Source organism: Promicromonospora citrea, from assembly GCF_013004695.1.
In the GTDB taxonomy this organism is placed as follows: domain Bacteria; phylum Actinomycetota; class Actinomycetes; order Actinomycetales; family Cellulomonadaceae; genus Promicromonospora; species Promicromonospora citrea.
Map to the genome: position 1 here is coordinate 21,461 of NZ_JABEMG010000002.1, position 20,768 is coordinate 42,228.

Annotated in this window: 18 protein-coding genes; 7 read left to right on the plus strand and 11 right to left on the minus strand. The window is 74.5% G+C overall.

Annotated elements, in window-relative coordinates; translation table 11 throughout:
• Nucleotides 1-70: 70 nt before the first annotated feature.
• Nucleotides 71-949, minus strand: a complete 879-nt coding sequence (locus HLB15_RS00700; protein ID WP_171102681.1) for a sugar phosphate isomerase/epimerase family protein — start codon at nt 947-949, stop codon at nt 71-73.
• Between the two features lie 58 nt (nt 950-1,007).
• Nucleotides 1,008-2,657 (minus strand): phosphoenolpyruvate--protein phosphotransferase, encoded by a 1,650-nt coding sequence (gene ptsP, locus HLB15_RS00705; RefSeq protein ID WP_171102683.1) that lies wholly within the window; start codon nt 2,655-2,657, stop codon nt 1,008-1,010.
• Between the two features lie 143 nt (nt 2,658-2,800).
• Here ptsP and HLB15_RS00710 point away from each other — a divergent pair, with 143 nt between their 5' ends.
• Nucleotides 2,801-3,292 carry a PTS sugar transporter subunit IIA gene (locus tag HLB15_RS00710; protein ID WP_171102685.1) on the plus strand — a complete coding sequence of 164 codons (492 nt, stop codon included), beginning with the start codon at nt 2,801-2,803 and terminating at the stop codon, nt 3,290-3,292.
• Nucleotides 3,293-3,325: 33 nt separating this feature from the next.
• A complete protein-coding gene (locus HLB15_RS00715) occupies nt 3,326-3,970 on the plus strand; it encodes an HAD family hydrolase (protein WP_171102687.1) in 645 nt (214 codons plus the stop codon).
• A gap of 38 nt (nt 3,971-4,008) precedes the next feature.
• Here HLB15_RS00715 and HLB15_RS00720 read toward each other — a convergent pair whose 3' ends face one another.
• Together HLB15_RS00720 and HLB15_RS00725 are read right to left on the minus strand one after the other, a co-directional pair.
• Entirely contained in the window at nt 4,009-5,976 is a 1,968-nt protein-coding gene (locus HLB15_RS00720) for an NHL domain-containing thioredoxin family protein (protein ID WP_171102689.1), read from the minus strand.
• Nucleotides 5,977-5,986: 10 nt separating this feature from the next.
• Entirely contained in the window at nt 5,987-6,202 is a 216-nt protein-coding gene (locus tag HLB15_RS00725) for a hypothetical protein (protein WP_171102691.1), read from the minus strand.
• Nucleotides 6,203-6,463: 261 nt separating this feature from the next.
• Between HLB15_RS00725 and HLB15_RS00730 the strand changes: the two genes are divergently transcribed.
• Nucleotides 6,464-7,516 (plus strand): chymotrypsin family serine protease, encoded by a 1,053-nt coding sequence (locus HLB15_RS00730; protein WP_171102693.1) that lies wholly within the window; start codon nt 6,464-6,466, stop codon nt 7,514-7,516.
• A 221-nt stretch (nt 7,517-7,737) separates the two neighbouring features.
• The gene (locus tag HLB15_RS00735) at nt 7,738-8,079 is read left to right on the plus strand and encodes a hypothetical protein (RefSeq protein ID WP_171102695.1); all 342 of its coding nucleotides are present in this window, start codon (nt 7,738-7,740) and stop codon (nt 8,077-8,079) included.
• A gap of 21 nt (nt 8,080-8,100) precedes the next feature.
• Here the strand turns inward: HLB15_RS00735 and HLB15_RS00740 are convergent, their stop codons facing one another.
• Nucleotides 8,101-10,260, minus strand: coding sequence for a S9 family peptidase (locus HLB15_RS00740; RefSeq protein ID WP_171102697.1), 2,160 nt, complete (start codon nt 10,258-10,260; stop codon nt 8,101-8,103).
• Between the two features lie 66 nt (nt 10,261-10,326).
• Nucleotides 10,327-12,369 carry a bifunctional copper resistance protein CopD/cytochrome c oxidase assembly protein gene (locus HLB15_RS00745; RefSeq protein ID WP_171102699.1) on the minus strand — a complete coding sequence of 681 codons (2,043 nt, stop codon included), beginning with the start codon at nt 12,367-12,369 and terminating at the stop codon, nt 10,327-10,329.
• A 157-nt stretch (nt 12,370-12,526) separates the two neighbouring features.
• On the opposite strand from HLB15_RS00745, the gene HLB15_RS00750 reads away from it, so the two are divergent.
• Nucleotides 12,527-12,808 carry a WhiB family transcriptional regulator gene (locus HLB15_RS00750; RefSeq protein ID WP_308424949.1) on the plus strand — a complete coding sequence of 94 codons (282 nt, stop codon included), beginning with the start codon at nt 12,527-12,529 and terminating at the stop codon, nt 12,806-12,808.
• 105 nt (nt 12,809-12,913) lie between these two features.
• Here HLB15_RS00750 and HLB15_RS00755 read toward each other — a convergent pair whose 3' ends face one another.
• The 4 genes from HLB15_RS00755 to HLB15_RS00770 all read right to left on the minus strand — a co-directional run bounded on the left by HLB15_RS00755 (nt 12,914) and on the right by HLB15_RS00770 (nt 18,249).
• Nucleotides 12,914-14,329, minus strand: a complete 1,416-nt coding sequence (locus tag HLB15_RS00755) for a dihydrolipoamide acetyltransferase family protein (protein WP_171102701.1) — start codon at nt 14,327-14,329, stop codon at nt 12,914-12,916.
• A gap of 19 nt (nt 14,330-14,348) precedes the next feature.
• On the minus strand, nt 14,349-15,380 hold the full coding sequence (locus HLB15_RS00760; RefSeq protein WP_171102703.1) for an alpha-ketoacid dehydrogenase subunit beta: 1,032 nt from the start codon (nt 15,378-15,380) through the stop codon (nt 14,349-14,351).
• Nucleotides 15,377-16,543 (minus strand): pyruvate dehydrogenase (acetyl-transferring) E1 component subunit alpha, encoded by a 1,167-nt coding sequence (pdhA, locus tag HLB15_RS00765; RefSeq protein WP_229785618.1) that lies wholly within the window; start codon nt 16,541-16,543, stop codon nt 15,377-15,379. Before pdhA ends, HLB15_RS00760 begins: the two co-directional genes overlap by 4 nt.
• Before the next feature lie 251 nt (nt 16,544-16,794).
• Nucleotides 16,795-18,249: an MFS transporter gene (locus HLB15_RS00770; protein WP_171102705.1), complete on the minus strand. Its 1,455-nt coding sequence runs from the start codon at nt 18,247-18,249 to the stop codon at nt 16,795-16,797.
• A gap of 101 nt (nt 18,250-18,350) precedes the next feature.
• Between HLB15_RS00770 and HLB15_RS00775 the strand changes: the two genes are divergently transcribed.
• On the plus strand, nt 18,351-19,247 hold the full coding sequence (locus HLB15_RS00775; protein ID WP_171102707.1) for a helix-turn-helix transcriptional regulator: 897 nt from the start codon (nt 18,351-18,353) through the stop codon (nt 19,245-19,247).
• A gap of 3 nt (nt 19,248-19,250) precedes the next feature.
• Here HLB15_RS00775 and hisC read toward each other — a convergent pair whose 3' ends face one another.
• On the minus strand, nt 19,251-20,339 hold the full coding sequence (hisC, locus tag HLB15_RS00780) for a histidinol-phosphate transaminase (protein ID WP_171102708.1): 1,089 nt from the start codon (nt 20,337-20,339) through the stop codon (nt 19,251-19,253).
• A 14-nt stretch (nt 20,340-20,353) separates the two neighbouring features.
• Here hisC and HLB15_RS00785 point away from each other — a divergent pair, with 14 nt between their 5' ends.
• Nucleotides 20,354-20,761: a phage holin family protein gene (locus HLB15_RS00785; protein ID WP_171102709.1), complete on the plus strand. Its 408-nt coding sequence runs from the start codon at nt 20,354-20,356 to the stop codon at nt 20,759-20,761.
• The last annotated feature ends 7 nt before the right edge of the window (nt 20,762-20,768 follow it).

The following is a 20,768-nucleotide window of genomic DNA, read 5'->3' on the forward strand; positions in this document are numbered from 1 at the left end:
CCGACGGGGCCAGTCTAGACCCGGGACCGGGTCGGATCGAAACCGTTCGAGAGCAGGATCACACCGGAGGTCACCACGCGTCGTGCGGCCGGTGGTGCACGCCGGGCGGCGTGTGGAAGTCGCCGGGCGTCGGTGCCAGGTAGGCCCGCGCGAACTGGAGCGACGCGGCCAGGTCGTCGCGCCGCTCTGCCGCCGTGCGCGCGGCGCGCGTGGAGATCTCCACGCAGACGTCGCCGCTCCAGCCCCGCGCCACGAGCTCGCGCAGCACCTTCTCCGCGTGCATGCTGCCGCGTCCTGGGACGAGGTGCTCGTCGCGCGCGCCGTTGTTGCCGTCGGCCAGGTGCACGTGCCGCAGGCGGTCGCCGAAGGTGTGCAGGAGCGCCACGGCGTCCTGCTGCGCGACGCTGGCGTGGGACAGGTCGAGCGTGACGGCGTCGTAGTCGTGCTCCGCGGGGTCCCAGCCGGGCAGGTAGGCCTGGAACTCGCGCTTGCCGCCGCGCCACGGGTACATGTTCTCGACGGCGATGGTGACGCCGGTGGACTCACTGAGCGTGCGCACCTGGTCCTGGAACTGCCGTGCGTACTTGTACTGCCAGCGGAACGGCGGGTGCACCACGACGGTGCCCGCGCCGAGCTCGAGCGCCATGTCGGCGGTGCGCTCCAGCTTCGCGTCGGGCGAGCGGCCCCAGACCCGCTGGCTCACCAGGAGCGTCGGGGCGTGCACGGAGCGCACGGGCATGCCGGTGTCGGCCGACAGCTTCGCGAGCGAGCGCGGGTTCTGGGTCACCTCCTCCGACCAGACCATGACCTCGACGCCGTCGTAGCCGAGCTCGGCGGCCGACTCGAACGCGAGCGGCACACGGCGGGGGAAGACCGACGCCGTCGACAGGGTGACCCGCACCTCGGGGGCTGCGGGTCCGGCCGGGTCGGTCGGGATCGGTTCGGGCATGCGGGCCACCTTAGGGCGCAGACGTGACTGGGATGTGACCGGTGGGTTCAGATGAGGTTCAGGGCAGGAGACGTGTCCGTACCGCGTCGCGCGCGGCCTCGGCCGTGGGGCGGTCGAGGACCAGCCGCGCCAGCTCCGTGCACTCGTCGCGGGTCACCCGTGCCAGGGTATCCGCCACCTCGGCGAGCGCACGGGGCGTCATGGACAGCGACGCGACGCCGAGCCCCACCAGGACGGGCGCGAGGAGCGGGTCCGCCGCCGCCTCGCCGCACACGCCCACCGGAGCACCATGCACCGCCCCGCCCTCGCACGCCACCCGGACCAGCTCGAGCACGGCGGGCTGCCACGGGGTCGACAGGGCGGCCACCCCGGCGAGGTCGCGGTCGGCCGCCATCGTGTACTGCGTGAGGTCGTTGGTGCCGAGGCTCGCGAACGCCACCTCGGCCAGCACGTGCCGCGCCTGGAGCGCGGCGGCGGGCGTCTCGATCATCACACCGGGCTGGTGCAGGCCGTGCGCCTCGCACGCGGCCGCGAAGTCGCGCGCCTCGTCGACCGTGGCGACCATCGGCGCCATGACCCACACCTCGGCGGTCTCGGCGGCTGCGGCGCGCGCGATCGCGTCGAGCTGGCGGTCGAGCACGTCCGGGTGCGCGACGGCGGTGCGCAGCCCGCGCACGCCGAGGGCCGGGTTGTCCTCGTGGTCGGGCGTGAGGAAGCGCAGCGGCTTGTCGGCGCCCGCGTCCAGCGTGCGGACGACGACCCGCTGCCCCGGGAACTGCGACAGCACGGCGCGGTAGGCGGCCACCTGCTCGTCGATGCCCGGCTCCTCGCCCCGGCCGAGGAAGCAGAACTCGGTGCGGAAGAGCCCGACACCGCGCGCGCCGGCCGCAGCGGCCGCCCGGGCCTCCGCGGGGTCGGCCACGTTGGCGACGAGGTCGACCGCGACGCCGTCGCGCGTGGCCGCGTGCCCGTCGAAGGTCGCCGCGACGACCCGGTCCCGCGCATGCTCGACGTCCTCGGCCGACGGCGAGCGCAGCACGCTGCCGACCGTGCCGTCGACGACGACCTCCTCGCCGTCGACGAGGTCGGCGGCGCCGGGCAGCGCGACGACGGCGGGGATGCCCAGCGCACGCGCGAGGATGGCCATGTGCGACGTCGGCCCGCCGCGCGCCGTGACGACGGCGACGACGACGGCGGGGTCGAGCATCGCGGTGTCCGCGGGCGCGAGATCGCTCGCGACCAGCACGAACGGGTGACCCGGGTCGGGCACGCCGGGCGGGGCGGCGCCCGTGAGGGCCGCGACGATGCGGTCGCGGACGTCGCGCACGTCGCGGGCGCGCTCCGACATGGGCGGGCCGAGGGACTCGAGCTGCGACGCGACCGACCCCGCGGCGTCCCACACGGCGCGCTCGGGCGTGAGGCGGTCCTCCCGGACGCGGCGTGCGGCACCGGCCGCGAGCGTGGGGTCGGCCGCCATCGCCGCCGTCACGGCGAGCACGTCGGCCGCCGTCCCGGACGCGCGGCCGGCCCGGTCAGCGAGGTCGGCCTCGACCTGGGCGGCGGCCTCCTCGACGGCGCGGACGGCGGCCTCGGCGTCCCCGGTCAGGCGGCTGGTCCGTGGCTCGGGGACGCGTGCGGGCATCCGCACCACGACCCCCGCGGCGCGTCCCGGGCTGGCCGGGACGCCCGTGAGCCTCTCGCTCGTCATCCGTACGCTCCCCACAGGCTCGTCGTCGAGTGCGCTCGGAACGTTACACGCGAGCGCACCTCACGACGAGCCTGCGGCGTGGACGCACCCCGCGCCGCCCAGGATCACCCGCCGCGCGGCCGTGGGTCTGGCAGGATGGCGGCATGGCCGAGGCGCTGATGGTCACCTCCCCCGTCGCGGGACGGGTGGTCGCGATGCGCGACGTGCCCGACCCGGTCTTCGCCGAGAGCATGGTCGGCCCGGGGCTCGCCGTCGACCCGGACCCCGCGGCGGGCACGAGCGCGGTCGCACCGTGCGCCGGCGTCGTCGTCAAGCTGCACCCGCACGCGTTCGTGCTGCTCGCACCCTCGGGCGACGCTCAGGCGGCCGAGGGATCGGGCCGCGGTGTGCTCGTGCACCTGGGCATCGACACCGTGCAGCTCGAGGGCGAGGGGTTCGCGCTGCTCGCCGCGGAGGGCGACACCGTCGAGGCGGGCCAGGAGCTCGTGCGCTGGTCCCCCGCCGCGGTCGCCGACGGCGGCCGGTCCCCGCTGGTCCCCGTCGTCGCGCTGGACCTGGGGACCGACGGGCTCACCGAGATCGCCGCCCCCGGCACCGTCGTCCGCGCGGGCGACCCCCTCTTCCGCCTCGGCTGAGGTCCCCGCCGCCCCCGGCATAGAGTCGCCCCCATGGTGCGTACGGTGGTGTTCGACGTGGGTGAGACGCTGATCGACGAGTCGAGGATCTGGCTGCGCTGGGCCGAGCGGCTGGGGGTCCCGCCGCTGACGTTCCTGGGCGTGCTGGGCGGCTGCGCCGCGCTGGACCTCCCGCACCTCGAGGCGTTCGCGCTGGTGCGTCCCGGCCTCGACGTCGACGAGGAGGCCGAGCGCTGGGCGCGGGACGACCCGGACGGCCTGCGGAACGGGTTCGACGCGGACGACCTCTACCCCGACGTCCGCCCCGCGCTGGCGGCGTTGCGCGAGGCCGGGCTCGACGTCGTGGTCGCGGGCAACCAGCCGCCCGTCGCGCGCGCGGCGCTCGAGGCCATGGACCTGCCGGTGAGCGCGATCCGCACCTCGGACGAGTGGGGCGTGCAGAAGCCCGACCCCGGGTTCTTCGCGCGCGTGGCCGAGCTGTCGGGGGTCGCGCCGCAGGAGATCGCGTACGTCGGCGACCGGCTGGACAACGACGTGCTGCCCGCCGCCGAGGCGGGCATGCGCCCGGTCCTGCTGCGCCGCGGGCCGTGGGGGTACCTGCACGCCCGGCGGCCGGAGGCGGCGCGCACCACGGTCATCGACTCGCTGGCCGAGCTGCCCGCCGTGCTGATGGGCTGAGCCCGGCAGACCTGACCGGCAGACCTGACCAGCAGGGCTCAGCCCCGCAGCGGCAGCGTCAGCTCCGCGTCGCCCTCCGGCACGACGCGCACGGGCACGCCCCAGTCCTGCTGCGCGAGGTGGCACGCCGGGAACACGTCCGGGTCAGGCTCGCCGTCCGGGAGCAGGGGTACCTCGTCGCACGACGCCGCCTTGGCCGTCACGTGCAGCACGCCCTCGGCCACGTCGGGGTTGATCACGAGGTCGCGGAACAGGTCGGTCCCCGTGCCGGCGCCGGACAGCAGCAGCTCGGGAGGGGTCGCGCTCACCTGGAGCGACGTCGACGGGCCCCAGCGGTCGTCCAGCTTCTGGCCGGGGGCGGGCGCGAAGGGCACGTCGAGGCGGAGAGCGCCCGCCGCGACGCCGGTGGCGGGCCGGGCCACGCGGTGCGCGCCGCCGTCGAGCACCTCGCCCACGAGCGTCGCGGGCAGCGCGACGCGCGTGAGCCGGTGCGCGGCCGACTCGACGACCAGCAGGTGCACGGTGTCCTCGGCGACCTCGACCAGCACGCCCGAGGGCTCGGCCAGCCCGCGCGCGAGCGTGGTCACCTCGCCCGACGCGGGGTCGTACCGGCGCACCGCGCCGTTGTACGTGTCGGCGACGACGACGCTGCCGTCCGGCAGCACGCCGACGCCGAGCGGGTGCTGCAGCAGCGCCTGGTCGGCGGCGCCGTCCCGGTGGCCGAAGTCGAACAGGCCCTGCCCCACGGCGGTGGTGACGGTCGCTGCCGGCGCGCCGTCCGCGCCGGCGGACAGCTCGACCCGGCGCAGCGACGAGGTCTCGGAGTCCGCGATCCACAGGGCGCCGTCGGGCAGGCCGTCCCCGCCGACCGCCGGCACGACGGCCGACGTCTGGGCGAACCACGCGTCCTGGCCCGGGCCGTCCTGGAGCCCCTCGTTCATGGTCCCGGCGAGCAGGCCCGCCGACCCCTGCACCAGGTCGACCTCCCACAGCGTGTGGTTGCCCGCCATGGCGACGACGAACGCGGCGCGCACGGGCGACCACGCGATGTCCCACGGGGAGCTGAGGCGCACGTCGAGCGGGGCGACCGTGCTCCCGGGCTCGTAGGCGCGGCGCGGCTCGCCGTCCCGGCCCACGTTCTCCTGGCCGCCGACCATGAACTGCTCGCCGGTGCCCGCGACGGTGGTCACACGGCCGTCGGCCAGGCGCACACCCCGCAGGGCGTGGTTGACCGTGTCGGCGACGACGACGTCGTAGCCCAGCTCGGCGCGCAGCTCCTCGGGCACCAGGCACAGCCCGTTCGGTTCGGAGAACATCGCCACGGCGGGCCCGCCGTCGAGCAGCCCGCGGTCGCCGGAACCGATCCGCCGCACGAGCGTCTCGCCGTCGGGCGCGAGCTCGGCGAGCGAGTGGTGCCCGGCGTCGGCGACCAGGAGGTTGCCGCCCGGCAGCGTGATCGCCTTGGCGGGGAAGCGGAGCGTGCCCGACGTCGGCTCGGGCGGCACGTAGGGCCCGTCGCCGCGGTGCAGCGTGCCCTTGGCGGCGTGCTCGGCGACGAGGTCGGTGACCAGCGCAGCGATGGCGGAACCGTGCCCCTCCCCCGCCATCTGCGCCACGATGTAGCCCTCCGGGTCGACGACGACGAGCGTGGGCCACGCCCGCGCCGTGTACGCGCCCCAGGTGACGAGCTCCGGGTCGTCGAGCACGGGGTGGTGCACCTCGTACCGCTCGACGGCGGCCGCGAGCGCCTCCGGGTCGGCCTCGTGCTCGAACTTCGGCGAGTGGACGCCGACGACGACGAGCTCGTCGCGGTGCCGCTCCTCGACCTCGCGCAGCTCGTCGAGGACGTGCAGGCAGTTGATGCAGCAGAAGGTCCAGAAGTCGAGGACGACGACCTTGCCGCGCAGGTCGGCGAGGGTGACGTCCTTGCCGCCGGTGTTCAGCCAGCCCCGTCCGACGAGCTCGGAGGCGCGGACGCGGGGGAGGTTCTGCAGGCCAGTGCTCACCCGCCCATTGTCACTCGGGGCGGCTGGTGTCCTGCTCCGTGTCCGCCGTGCGGGCACGCCACTGCTCGACCAGCGCCTTGTCCGCGCGGCGACGCGTGAGGTCGCTCTTGTTCGAGTGCACGGCGTCGCGGTGCGCCAGGAGCGCCTCGCGGTCCCGCTCGAGGGCCCACATGAGCGCCGCGCGCACGTCCGCACGGGTCACTCGCGTGCTGCGCCTCTCGTCCATCGTCCCGATCATTCTCGCCGTTTCCGTGTCCGCGGGTGCCCGGGCCGGGCACCGCCACCGTTTCAGGAGGCCTGCTCGGGAGGTTTGTGACATCCCAGGTCTTCCTGGCTTTCACCCGGCCGTGATTGGGTGTAGCAGAGGAACGTACCGCGCAAACCCGGCATCGGGATATCCGTCTTTCGGATGACATCTGGGGACGGACCGGCGTGTCGTGACGAGGTGGGGTCGGGTGTGTCGGTGGGTGAGGAGAGGATCAGGGGTATGGACCGCGACGAGGCCAGGACACTGAAGGAGCAGCTTGCGGCGTTCGCCCTCGACCTCGCGGAGCGGCACGGCGACGTGCCGACGCCGCGGTCGGGCGGCGGCACCGCGACCGCGGTCCGCGCGGCCGACGTGGTCCGCGCCCCGACGCTCGCGCTCGGCCTCGTGCCGCAGGGCGAGGGCGAGTTCGGCATCGCCGTCCGGTACCGGCTCGGGATCCCTCGCGCGCGGTCGATCGTGCGCAAGGTGTCGGCGGAGGTGGGGCCCGCCGTCGACGTGCGGCGCACGGGCCGCATCCGCCCCGTGAGCGAGCTGGGCCCGCGCCCGCCCGCGCCCACGTCCCTGGCCGACGGCGACACCGACCGGCGCAGACCGCTGCGCCCCGGCCTCTCGATCGGGCACGTCGGCGTCACGGCGGGCACGCTCGGCGCCTTCGTCACCCGGGCGGGCGACGGGCACCTGTACGCGCTGTCGAACTACCACGTGCTCGCCGGCTCGCCCGACGCCCGGCCCGGCGACGTCGTGCTGCAGCCGGGGCCTGCAGACGGCGGCCTGCCGCCCGGCGACCGGATCGGCGAGCTGACGGAGGTGGTCGACCTCGACGGCGCGGAGCCCGCGTACACCGACGCCGCCATCGCCCGGCTCGACCGGGTGCCCGTCGACTTCGAGTACCCGGTCGGCCGCGTGGTGAAGACCGCGCGGGCTCTCGGCGGCGAGACCGTCGGCAAGGTGGGCCGCACGACGTCGGTCACGCGGGGGCGCGTGACGGCGATCGAGCTCGACGACGTCATCGTGGGCTACGAGGACCTGGGCGCGCTCGCGTTCGACGACCAGATCGAGATCGAGAGCCTCGACGACGGACCGTTCTCGCGCGGCGGCGACTCGGGCGCGCTCGTGTACCGCGAGGACGGCGTGGCGCTCGGTCTGCTGTTCGCGGGGTCCGAGTCCGGCGGGCGGAGCGGCAAGGGGCTCACCTATGCCAACCCGATCGACCGCGTGCTGGAGATCCTGGGCATCGAGCTCGCGCGCGAGCCTGCGCAGCCGTTCGCATGAGCCTGCCGCGGGCGTTCGGTGGGCGCACCAGCGTTTCGCCCGCCGGGCGTGTCGGGGGCCGGCCGGTGGCGGCCGGGCGTGTCCCGACGGCGCGTCGCGGGGTGAACACCGCCTGACCTGCGGCGTCGTCCGGGGTCGCGTGGAGCGGCGGAGGGCACGTCCCGGGCCGGTGGTAGGGGGTAGACACGGGGGACACAATGGATGACCAGGAGGTGATCGGGATGGCAACACTCGACGAGGCTCGCTCCGCAAAAGCCGCATTGCGGGAAAAAGTGGTCGGGCTGGCCGGTGTGATCGGCGTCGGCGTCGCCCCTGAGTTCACGACGTCCCTCGGACAGCCGCCCCGCGAGTACCCGACCCGGGCACAGGCGCGGCCGGCGTCCGGTGGCTCACCGGTCGAGGTGCTCACCGAGGAGGTCTCGGTGGAGCAGGTCACCGGGCCCGGCGGGAGCTGGGTGCTCCAGGTCAACGTGACGGACCCCGCCCTCGTGGACAAGGTGCCGGAGGAGATCGGGGACGTGGCGGTCCGCGTCCGGGTCGTCGGCGCCGTCCGGGCCGGCTGAACGACCCGGACGGCGGGGCGGTCAGCCCAGCGTCGACGGCAGCTCGCGCGTCTCGCCCAGGACGTGCTCCGCGAGGAACACCGACACCACCTGGTACCAGGTCTTGGCGTTCTGCGGCGTGAGCACCCAGTGGTTCTCGTCCGGGAAGTACAGGAACCGGTGCGGCGTCTCGCCGTCGTCCGAGGCCGCGAGGCCCGACCGCGTGAGCAGCTCGAACCACAGGCGCAGGCCCTCGCCGACCGGGACGCGGTAGTCCTTGTCGCCGTGGATCACCAGCATCGGCGTGCGGATCTGGTCGACCGACCGGTGCGGGCTGTTCTCCAGCGCCCTCTCCGGCGTCATCTCACGGGCCCAGTAGAAGCTCGCGTCCGTGGTCGGACCGAACTGGTCCAGGGCCCACAGGCTCGCGTGGGTCACCACCGCGCGGAACCGGTCGGTGTGCCCGGCCACCCAGTTGGCCATGTAGCCGCCGAACGACCCGCCCATCGCGGCCGTGCGCGTCTCGTCGATCTCCGGCAGGGCCTCGGCCGCGTCCGTGATCGCCATGAGGTCCGTGAACGGCGCACCGCCCCACGCACCCCAGCCACGCTGGACGAACTCCTGCCCGTAACCCGTCGACAGCGCCGGGTCCGGCAGCAGCACCGCGTAGCCCTGCGCCACCATGAGCCACGGGTTCCACCGCCAGCTCCACACGTTCCACGACCCGAGCGGGCCACCGTGGATCCACAGCAGCAGCGGGGCCTTCGCGTCCGGCCCCGCGTCCGCGGGGAGCGCGAGCCAGGCGCGCACACGGACGCCGTCGTCGGTGGTCGTCTCGACCTCGGTGAGCCGGCCCGGCAGCGGCGGGGCGGGCACCGGCGAGCGCAGCACGGTCGCCGGGACCGGCGTCCGCTCCCCCGGTGCGCCCGACGCGCGGAACGCCGCCAGGTCGACACGCACGGGCTCGGCCGGTGCCACGTACGAGGTACGCAGCGCGAACAGCGTGGCGCCGTCGGGCGTGACGGAGACGTCGGTGAGGACCGCGTCGTCGGCGGTCACCCGCTCGACCACGACCTCGCCGCCGGGCAGGGCGCCCGTGAAGCCGACCAGGAAGACGGGGCCGCGCCCGTCGTCGTCGGCCGTGACGAGCAGGCCGGTGCCGTCGGGGAGCCACGTGGGGCGGCCCGGCCAGCGGTCCCAGTCGTCCGCGAGCACGACGGGCTCGGTGGAGCCGTCCAGCGCCACGAGGCCGAGGCGGACGACCGGTGCCTGCTCGGGCGTCGAGATCGACTCGGTCACGTACGCGACCCACGCCCCGTCGGGCGAGATCCGGGGCGCGGTCGCGTCCGCGTCCGGGTCGTCGACGAGCACGCGACGCTCGCCCGTCGCGGTGTCGATCGCGACGAGCGTCGACCGCTGCGCGGCCCCGGCGTCCGGGACGGTCCACGAGGTCACGAGGGTGCCGCCGTCGGCGGACAGGTCCGCCGCGTGATCGTGCAGGTACCGGCCCGGGCCGGTGAGGTCGCGCAGCTCCAGGTGCCTGCCCGGCTCGGCGGCCCGCGCCTCGGCGTCCGCCCCGGGGGCGGGGGGCAGCGGCGCCGCCGGCACGTCCGCGAGCGCCCCGAGGTCACCGACGAGGCGCCGGTCCTCGCCCGGACCGAGGTCGTGGTCCCAGTACCGCACGGGGTAGCCGGTGTGCAGGATCGCGGACACCTTCTGGTCCTTGCGGGCCTTGCGCAGGGCGGCGTCCTGCGTGAGGTCCCCCGCGGACGGCAGGAGCTCCGCCGCGACGCTCACGACGTCGGCCGAGCGTGCGGCCAGCGGGGCGGAGACGCCGCCCGGCGCGGTCGCGACGACCCGCGCCTCGCCGCCGTCCGCGGGCAGCAGCCACAGGGCCGGGACCGGGTCGGCACCGTCGGCCGCGTCGGGGTCGGGGCGGGCGGAGGTGAACAGGAGGTCGCCCGTGCGCGTGAACGCGGCGGACGACTCGCCCTTCGCCGAGCGGGTCAGGCGGCGGGCCGGCTGCTCGCCCGCCGGGTCCACCTCCCACAGGGCCGTGCGGTACGCGGTGCGCTCGCCGTCGAGCGTCTGCACCGTCGCGACGAGGCGGGTGCCGTCCGGGCTCGCCGTGAGGCCGGCGAGGCGCGGGACGGCGACGTAGTGGTCGAGGTCGTGGAACGGGGTCTGCGGGGTTTCGTTCACCGACCACGTCTACCACGGGCCGGTGGGGTGGCGGGCAGGAATATCCTCCGCGTCACCCGGACTGTGTCACCCCTGGCCGCGCCGCGCCTGGTCGGCCTTCTGCGCGAGCATGGCGTTGTAGGCCTCGAGCTCTGCGTCGCCGTCACGCTCGGCCTTGCGGTCGTTGCGCCGGGCCTCGCGCTGGTCGGACCGCGTCCAGGAGATCGCGACGCCGACGGCGAGCAGCAGCGTCGGCAGCTCGCCGATCCCCCAGGCGACGGCGCCGCCCCGCTGCTGGTCCTCGATGGCGCTCGGGCCCCACGGGCGGCCCAGGAGCCCGAACCACTCGGGCACGAGCAGCGCGGTGCCGGACGTGAGCGCGACGCCGAAGAACGCGTGGAACGCCATCGTGGCGAACAGCAGCACCAGCCGCAGCGGGTAGCCGGGCCGTGAGGGGCCGGGGTCGACCCCGATGAGCGCGTTGGCGAAGAGGTACCCGACCAGCGTGAAGTGCAGGACCATCCACACGTGGCCCGCGTAGGTGGTCAGGGCGAGCTCGAACAGCGGCGTGAAGTAGAAGACGATCATGCCGCCCGCGAAGAGCACGGCCGCGACGACGGGGTGGGCCATGAACCGGCCCCACGGCGAGTGCACGAGCGCGAGGACCCACTCGCGCGGCCCCCACGACCCGTCCTTGCGGGCGGGCACCGCGCGGACGAGCAGGGTCACGGGCGCGGCGAGCACGAGGAAGATCGGCACGACCATGGCGAGGACCATGTGCTGCACCATGTGCGCGCTGAACAGGACGTGGCCGTACGTGGCCGCGCCCCCGTTGGTGGCCCAGAACAGCACGACGACGCCCAGGCACCAGGAGATCGTGCGCCCGACGGGCCAGGCGTCACCGCGGGCCCGCAGGCGCAGCACCCACCGCACGTAGACGAGGAGCGCGGCGGCGCAGCCGAAGGCGAGGATGACGTCCCACTGGAACTCGGTGAACCAGCGCGCGAGCGTGGGCTCGGGCGGCAGCGGGTGGCCGGTGACGAGCTCGGCGGGCGTGGGGTCGGCGATGGGCTCGTCGGGCACAGGCGGCGCCGTCGAGCCGAGCGCGACCGCCACGCCGGAGACAGCCCCCATGACGGCGACCTCGACGGCCGTGAGCCGCCAGAACAGGCCGACGGCGGCGTCCCGCGTGGTGGCGGGCGAGGCCAGCCGTGCGACGACGGTGGTGCGGTGCAGCCAGCCCAGCGCGCCCAGGACGACGAGGAGCACGACCTTGATCAGGAGGAGGACGCCGTAGTCCGTGGTCAGGCCGTCCAGCGAGCCCAGCCGGATCCAGGCGCTGACGAGGCCGGACACGGCGACGGCGAGGAAGCACCACAGCGCGATGTTCGAGTACCGGCGGATGACGTCCGCCGTCGCGGCGTGGCGCAGGCCGACCAGGGCGACGGCCGCGAGGCCGCCGATCCACAGGGCGGCGCCGCCGAGGTGCAGGAACAGGGCCGAGACCGCCAGGTCGTGGCTCGCGGCGCCCGCGGCATGCCCGGTCGAGGACTGCATGCCGAGCGCGACGACGGGCAGCGCGAGCGCGCACAGCGCTCCGACCCGCCCGCGCACGAGCAGCGCGACGGCGGCGGTGAGCGCCGCGACGACGACGATGCCGAGGTAGGTGCGCCCGACGGTGATGGTCGTGACGTACTCCATGAGCGTGGGGCCGAACCCCGGCGCGTCCAGCGGCAGGTAGGTCGACCACGAGAAGCGCAGCACGAGCTGGATCAGGGCCGCGAGCGTCCACAGGCCCGCCGTCACCCCGGCGACGCCGAGGGCGCGGTCCACGAGCGGGCCGCGGGGCAGGACGAACGCCGCCAGCGCGAGCGACCCGATCGTCACGGCGAGCGACAGCTCGGTGACGATCGTCGCGACCGGCGCGCCCCAGCGGACGAGCGCCCCCGGGTCGGTGAACGCAGCGAACGCCGTGAAGGCGCCGGAGAACGCGCCGGCCGCGACGAGGGCGGCGAGCGCGACGAGCGCCGCCGCGGGCAGCGCGACGGCGAGCCAGGGCGGGGCGGCGGGGCCTGCCGCGCCGGCGCGTGCGGGGGTGCCGGTCCTGTTCCGTGCGTCGGTCGGGGTCACCGCTCCAGCCTAGGCGTGCGCCGAGGGGGTTCTGACCGTCTCCGGGTGTCCGGTTGACCACGGTGTGGATCAGGACGAACCGGACATACGCGGAACCTGCGCAAAAAGTTGGGCTGGATTATGCACCAAACCCAACCCTTTAGCCCTCTTCTGCGTTGTGACCAGTGTGGACCTCGCGAACATCATCACCGAGACCGACGACTCCGTGCCGTGCTCGGAACAGCCCGAGCTCTGGTTCGCGGAGCATCCGGCTGACCTCGAGGCGGCGAAGCGCGCCTGCGGCGACTGCCCGCTGAAGGCCCAGTGCCTCGCGGGTGCGCTCGCGCGGCGCGAACCCTGGGGGGTCTGGGGCGGCGAGATCGTCGTCGACGGCACCGTGCGCAGCCGCAAGCGCCGTCGCGGCAGGCCGCGGTCGATCGGTGGTATGCGCGTGGCGTGAGGCCACGCGGCTCCCGGGCGGCGCGCGGCCGTCCGGGTACCCGGCCTGCCCGTGCACAGGACCCCCAGGTCACCGTGGTGACCTGGGGGTCCTGTGCGTCCGGGATCAGCCCCAGACGAGGCCGCGCGACGGGTCCTCCAGAACGCGCGCGACGTCCGAGAGGAACCGGGCGCCGAGCTCGCCGTCGGCCAGCCGGTGGTCGAAGCTGAAGCTGAGCGTCGTCACCCAGCGCGGCTTCACCTTGCCCTTGTGCACCCAGGGCTGCTGCCGGATCGCGCCGAACGCGAGTATCCCCGACTCCCCCGGGTTGAGGATGGGCGTCCCCGTGTCGATGCCGAACACGCCCAGGTTGGTGATCGTGATCGTGCCGTCCGACATGTCTGTCACGGACGTCCGGCCGGCCCGCGCGGTCGCCGTGAGCTCGTTCAGCGCCGTGGCGATCCCGAGCAGGTCGAGCGTGTGGGCGTCCTTGATGTTCGGCACCACGAGACCCCGCGGCGTCGCCGCGGCGATGCCGAGGTTGACGTAGTGCTTGTAGACGATCTCCTGCGCCGCGTCGTCCCACGAGGCGTTGATCTGCGGGTGGCGCTTGACGGCCAGCAGCACCGCCTTCGCCGCCACCAGCAGCGGCGTCACCTTGACGTCGGCGAAGTCGCGGTCCTCCTTGAGGGAGGCCACGAGCTTCATCGTCCGGGTGACGTCGACCGTGTGCAGCACCGTCACGTGCGGGGCGGTGAAGGCGCTGGCCACCATGGCCTCGGCCGTGCGCTTGCGCACCGACCGCACCGGGACACGCGTCTGGCGCCCGTCCGGCGAGACCACGCCCGAGGCGAGCCACGGTTCGTCGTCGGGGTAGTGGGTCAGCGTGCGCACCGACGACCGCTCGGCGTGGGCGACCACGTCCTCGCGCGTCACGATGCCGCCAGGACCCGTCGCGTGGACGCTCGCCAGGTCCACCCCCAGGTCCTTGGCCAGCTTGCGGACCGGTGGCTTGGCGAGCACCCGTGCCCGCGTCGCGGTCGTCGTCCCGTTTCCTGCCGGCTCCGGGGCCGGCTTGGGCGCGGCCGGTGCGGGCTTCGGCGCCGGGGGCGCCGGAGCGACGGCGACCGCGGCCGGTGCCGCGGGTGCTGCCTGGTACCGGCGACGCCGCCCGCTCGCCTTGGCCTCCGCCGTGCCGTAGCCGACCAGGACGGACCCCGAGGCCTCGTCCTGCGCCTGCTCCGTGGCCGCCCCCGGCTCGGGTGCCGCCGCGGGGGCCGCGGCGCCCGCCGGCTCCGAGACCGCGATCTCGATGATGGGGGTGCCGACGTCGACGGTGGTGCCCGGCTCGACGAGCAGGGCGGACACGGTCCCGGTCCAGGGCGACGGCAGGTCCACGAGCGACTTCGCCGTCTCGATCTCGACGATCGTCTGGTTCACCTCGACGGTGTCGCCGACGGCGACCCGCCACTCGACGATCTCCGCCTCGGTGAGGCCCTCACCGACGTCGGGGAGCGGGAACCTCTGGTTGTTCGAGCTCACTTGGCTGCTGGCTCCTTGCTCAGTGCGCGAAGGCACGGTCGACGGCGTCGAGCACCCGGTCCACGCTGGGCAGGTAGTCGTGCTCGTGCTTGGCCACGGGGTACGGGGTGTGGAAGCCGCCCACCCGCAGCACCGGCGCCTCGAGCGCGTAGAAGCACTCCTCGGTCACCCGGGCGGCGATCTCCGCACCGGCGCCGAAGAACACCGGCGCCTCGTGGACCACGACGCAACGACCCGTCCGGCGGACGCTCGTCACCACGGTGGCCGTGTCCATCGGCGAGACGGCGCGCAGGTCGATGACCTCCGCGGACCGGCCCTCCTGCGCGAGCGCGTCGGCGGTCTTGAGCGCCGTCTCGACGGACGGGCCGTACGCCACGAGGGTGACGTCGGTACCCGCACGCACCACGCGGGCCGCGTCCAGCGTGGAGGAGCCGATCTCGGCGTCGAGGTCGACCTCGCCCTTGGCCCAGTAGCGCCCCTTGGGCTCGAAGAACAGGACCGGGTCCGGGCAGGCGATCGCCTCCTGGATCATCGTGTAGGCGTCCTGCGGGGTGCTCGGCGAGACCACGCGCAGGCCCGCCGTGTGCGCGAACAGCGCCTCGGGGCTCTCGCTGTGGTGCTCGACGGCACCGATGCCGCCGCCGTACGGGATCCGGATGACGACCGGCAGCTCGACCGCGCCGCGCGTGCGGTTGTGCATCTTGGCGAGCTGCGTGGTGATCTGGTTGAACGCCGGGAAGACGAACCCGTCGAACTGGATCTCGCAGACCGGCCGGTAGCCGCGCATGGCCAGGCCGACGGCGGTGCCGACGATGCCCGACTCCGCGAGCGGCGTGTCCACGACGCGCTGCTCGCCGAACTCGGCCTGCAGCCCGTCGGTCACGCGGAAGACGCCGCCCAGCGGGCCGATGTCCTCGCCCATGAGCATGACCTTGTCGTCGCGCCGCATCGCGGCCCGCAGGCCCTCGTTGACGGCCTTGCCGAGCGTCAGGGTCCGCGTGCCCCCGGGGGCGCCGGACGTGGTCCGGGTACGTTCCGCCATGGTCGTCATCGTGCGCCTCCCTGGGCCGTCTCCGCGATCGCGTACTGGTCGGCCGGCGGGTCACCGGCCTCGTAGGCCTCGTACCAGGCCCGCTCGGACGCGACGACGCCGTGTGGCGTGGCGTAGACGTCGTCGAAGGTCGAGACGGGCGCTCCGCCGTCGAGAGCGCGGACGCCGGCCCGGAGCCGGACGCCGAGCTCGTCGGCGGACTGCTGCACCTCGGCGACGTAGTCGTCGTCGAGCTCCTTCTCCGCGCGCAGGAGGGCGGCGAGGCGGTCGATCGGGTCGCGGCGCCGCCACACCTCCTCCTGGTCGGTGGTGCGGTAGCGCGTCGGGTCGTCCGACGTCGTGTGGGCGCCCATGCGGTACGTGAATGCCTCGATGAAGCTCGGGCCCTCGCCCCGGCGGGCCCGTTCGAGGGCCTCCTGGGTCGCCGCGTAGACGGCCAGCACGTCGTTGCCGTCGACCCGCAGGCTCGGCATGCCGAACGCCTCGCCGCGCCGGTAGAGCGGCGTGCGGGTCTGGCGCGTGGTCGGCTCGGAGATGGCCCACTGGTTGTTCTGCAGGAAGAACACCACCGGGGCCTGGTTCACCGTCGCGTAGACCATGGCCTCGTTGACGTCGCCCTGCGAGGTGGCGCCGTCACCGAAGTAGGTGATGACGGCGGTGCCGTCGTGCGCGTCGAGCGGCGTGCCGTCGCGCTGGACGCCCATCGCGTAGCCGACGGCGTGCAGCGCGTGCGCGCCGATCACGACGGTGTACACCTGCGCGTTGTGCTCGTACGGGTTCCAGCCGCCGTGGTCGGACCCGCGGAAGAACCGCAGCCGGTCGACGGTGTCGATGCCACGGACCTGCAGCACGCCGTGCTCCCGGTAGGACGGGAACACGAAGTCCCGCGGCCGCAGCGCGTAGGCACTGCCGACCTGCGCGGCCTCCTGGCCACGAGAGGGTGCGTACAGGGCGAGCTCGCCCTGGCGCTGGAGCGACGTCGCTTCGTCGTCGAAGCGACGGGTCAGGACCATGTCGCGGTACATGCCGCGGAGATCCTCCGCGGTCAGGGTCGCTGCGCGGTCGCGGTACCCCTTGGTGCCGCGCGTGGTGACGCGGCGCCCTTCGGGGTCGAGCAGCTGCAACGTCGGGATCGCCTCGTTGGAGCCGTTGGTCGTAGTCACGCTTCCTCCTTCGACGTCGGACGCGAGCGTCCGCAGTCGCGGAGACGCCCGGCCCGTTCCGGGGACGTTTCCATCCTGGCACGGGTTCGGCCGGAAAAGGACCGTTCCGCAACCTACGCTCTCGTAGCCTACGCAAGCGTAGGCTACGGGTCCGTAGGTTGGTCTGCCGCGATCTCGGCCAACGTCTCGGGGAAGCGTTTGTGGGGATCCACCAACGGGCGCGACCCGGTCTCGGCGCGCGGTCTCCCGTCTCAGGCGCGCGCCGTGTGGTGCACCACGCGGGCCGCGAGGACGGCGAACGCGACGGCGCACACCGCGTGCACCAGGAGCACCCCGGACAGGCCGACGGCGAGGCCCGACCCCGACCCCGTGGCCGCAGCGGCCTGTGTCCCGTCCGCCGCGCGGGCCATCACGTGGAAGAGCCCGCCCAGCACCGCGACGCCCAGCCCGAGCCCGAGCTGCTGCATGGTCGTGAGCAGTCCACCCGCGGCACCGGCGGCCCAGGTGGGCGTGCCCTGCAGCACGGTGTGCAGCGCCGGGCCGAACATCATCGCCTGGACGATCCCGAGCGCGACGAGCAGGGGCTGGAGCACGACCGGCGCCCCGGGTCCGCCGTCCGCCCACACGACCAGCGCGATGCCGACCAGCACGACCGCCTGGCCGGTCCCGGCCCAGACCATGAGACGGGGGCCCGTGCGCTGCAGGATGCGGGTCAGCACGAGCGCCGTCACGGTGAACGCGATGCCGAAGCCGAGCACCAGGAGCGCCACCCGCCAGCCCTCGGCGCCCCAGGCGACCGACGCGTACTCGGCCAGCTCGTAGAGCAGCGCGCCGTACGCCGCGAAGAAGATGAGGGTCATGCCCAGACCGAGCCGCACCGACGGCACGCGCAGCACGCTCGGCGGGACGACGGGCACCAGCCCGCGGCGCTCGGCGCGGAGCTGGGTCACCGCGAACAGGGCGAGCAGCACCGCGGCGACCACGAGCAGCCCGACGGACCACGCGGGCCAGCCCGCGCCCGGGCCTGTCGTCAGCGGCACGACGAGTGCCACCAGGCCCGCCGCGAGCAGCGTCGCACCGGGCAGGTCGAGACCGGGCACGGCCTCCGAGCGGGACTCCGGCACGGTGCGCAGGGCGGGCAGGGCCGCCGCGGCCAGCACCGCCGTGACGAGCTGGACGGCACGCCAGCCCAGGTGGCCGGGCAGGACGGTGGCGACGGCGCCCGCCACGAGCTGCCCGAGGATCGTGGCCGTCGCCGCCGTGGCGGTGAACATGATGACCCCGCGGGCACGCAGCGAGGTGGGCGCCGTGGCCTGGATCGTCGCCAGCACCTGCGGCGTGAACAGGCCGGCCGCCAGACCGAGGGCCGCGCGCAGCACCACGAGGTCGACGAGCCCCTGGGCCAGGCCGGTGAGCGCCGCGAGCACCGTGAACGAGGCGAGGCCGGTCGCGAACAGCCTGCGCCGCCCGTACCGGTCGCCGAGCCGGCCGGACACGACCAGGCCCGCCGCGAAGGTCGTGGTGTACGCGGACAGCACGAGCGCGGCGCTCGACGGGGTCACGGACAGGTCGTCGGTGATGGCGGGGACGAGCAGGTTCACCGCGCCGAACGTGAAGTTGACGGGGCCGTAGCCGAGCAGGAGCACCGCGAGGCCCGCGCCGGTCAGGTGGCGGGCCGGCGGCGCGGCGACGTCGAGAGTGGTCATGGCACCACCCTGCGGGCGCTCCCATCCTGGTACCAGGAGCCTGCTCATACTGGTACCGGCACCACCTGGTTACCGCGCCGCGGCGGGGTGACACTGGTGACGTGGCGACCACCTCCCCCGACCTCAAGACGCTCGGCGCGTTCCTCCGGGAGCGCCGCGGCCGTGTCCGGCCCGCCGACGTGGGGCTGCCCCCGGCGGGCCGCCGCCGCACGCCCGGCCTGCGCCGTGAGGAGGTGGCGCAGCTCGCCGGCGTGGGAGTCACCTGGTACACGTGGCTCGAGCAGGGCCGCGCGACCAACCCGTCCGACCAGGTGCTCCAGGCCGTGGGCCGGGCGCTGCGGCTGAGCCCCGAGGAGCAGCGGCACGTCATGATCCTCGCCGGCCGGGTCGGCGGCTCGACGTCGGCCTGCCGGCTCATGCAGGTCCGGCCCGAGCAGGTCCAGGTGCTGGAGCGCCTGCTGCCGTACCCGGCCGCGATCCAGACCTCGACCTACGACCTCATGGCGTCCAACCGCGCCTACCGCTTCCTGTTCGGGGCCGACCTCGACGCCGTCGACCCGGACGACCGCAACTGCGCCTGGCTGCTCTTCACCGACGAGGGGTGGCGCAACACCCTCGTCGAGCCCGAGATCGTGCTGCGCGACCTCGCCGGGCGCCTGCGCGCCCGGGAGGCCGAGTTCCGGCACAACCCCCGCTGGCCGGGGCTGCTCGGCAGCCTGCGGGAGCACTCACCGGAGTTCGTGCGGTACTGGGACGAGCACGAGGTGCGGGGCGACCGTCCGGGCCAGCTGCGCCACTACCGGTCCAGCCGGGTGGGCCGCGTCGACGTCGTCTTCCAGAGCCTGTGGCTCGACCGGGACCGCGGCGAGCGCATCGTCGTGCTGACGCCCGCCGACGCCACGACGGCCCGGCGGCTCGAACGGCTCGACGCGCTCGTGGGCGCCGCGCCCGCCTGGACCGCGCGGGACGGGGCGCTGGCGGACGCGCTCACCGGGTGAGGGTCAGCGCCAGGTCGCCGCGATCGCGAGGAACGCGTCGTTCGCCTCGACCTCACCGATGGTGACCCGGAGTCCGTCGCCCGCGAACGGGCGCACCAGGACGCCCCGCTCCTTGGCCTCGCCCGCGCGCTGCAGCGTGGCGTCGCCGAGGCCGAACCAGACGAAGTTGGCCTGCGTCTCCGGCAGCTCCCAGCCCTGCTCGCGCAGCGCGCCGGCGACGCGGGTGCGCTCGGTGACGAGTGCCTCGACGCGCTGCATCAGCTCGTCCTGGGCTGCGGGCGCCAGCGACGCGAGCGCCGCGACCTGCGCGAGGTGGGAGACCCCGAACGGCGTGGACACGGCGCGGATGCCCGCGGCGAGGCGCGGCTCGGCCACGGCGTAGCCGACGCGCAGGCCCGCCAGCCCGTAGGCCTTGGACAGCGTGCGCAGCAGGACGACGTTCGGGTGCCGGCGGAGCAGGTCGACGCCGTCGGCCACGCGCGGGTCACGGACGAACTCGAGGTAGGCCTCGTCGACCACGACGAGCACGTGGCGCGGGACGGCCGCGAGGAACGTCTCGAGCTCGTCGGCGTGCACGACCGGTCCGGTCGGGTTGTTGGGCGTGCAGACGAGCACGACCCGGGTCGCCGGGGTGACCGCCGCGGCCATCGCGGGCAGGTCGAGCCTGCCGGTCACCGCGTCGACCGGGACGGTGACGGCCTTCCCGCCGGCGACGGCCACGGCGATCGGGTACGCCTCGAACGACCGCCAGGGGAACACGACCTCGTCGCCGTGCTCGACGACGGCCTGCAGCACGTGGGCGAGCACGGCGACCGAGCCGTTGCCGACCACGACGTTCTCGGCGGCGACCCCGGTGTGCGCGGCGAGCGCCTCGACGAGCTCGCCCGCGTACATGTCGGGATACCGGTTGGCCTCGGTGGCACCGCGTGCGATCGCGTCGAGCACCGACGGCAGCGGCGGGTACGGGTTCTCGTTGGACGACAGCTTCCAGGCCCTGGCCCCGGCGGCGACGCGGGCGCCGGGGACGTAGGCGGGCAGGGCCGACACGGCCGGCCGGAGCGGTACCGATGCTTCTTCCACGGAGGTCAGCATGCCACGATGACCGGATGAAGCTCGTGGCGCGCATCCTCATCACCGCACTCGCGATCGGGCTGTCCGCCCTGATCCTCGGTTCGCACATGGACGTCGTCAGCGACGGGACCACGCTCGGCACGTTCATCGCGCTGGTCGTCGTCGCCGTCGTCTACGGCCTCGTGCACATGATCGTGAAGCCGATCGTCCAGCTCATCTCCTTCCCCCTCTACATCCTGACGCTCGGTCTGGTCTCGCTGCTGGTCAACACCCTCATGCTGTGGATCACGACGCTCATCACCAACCAGTCCTGGTTCTCGGACCAGCCCAACTGGGGCCTCGAGGTCAACGGCGGGTTCTGGTGGTACCTCCTGGGCGCGCTCGTGATCTCGGTGGTGCAGACGATCCTGCTCGCGGTGCTGCCGAAGCAGATCACGGAGTGACCACCCG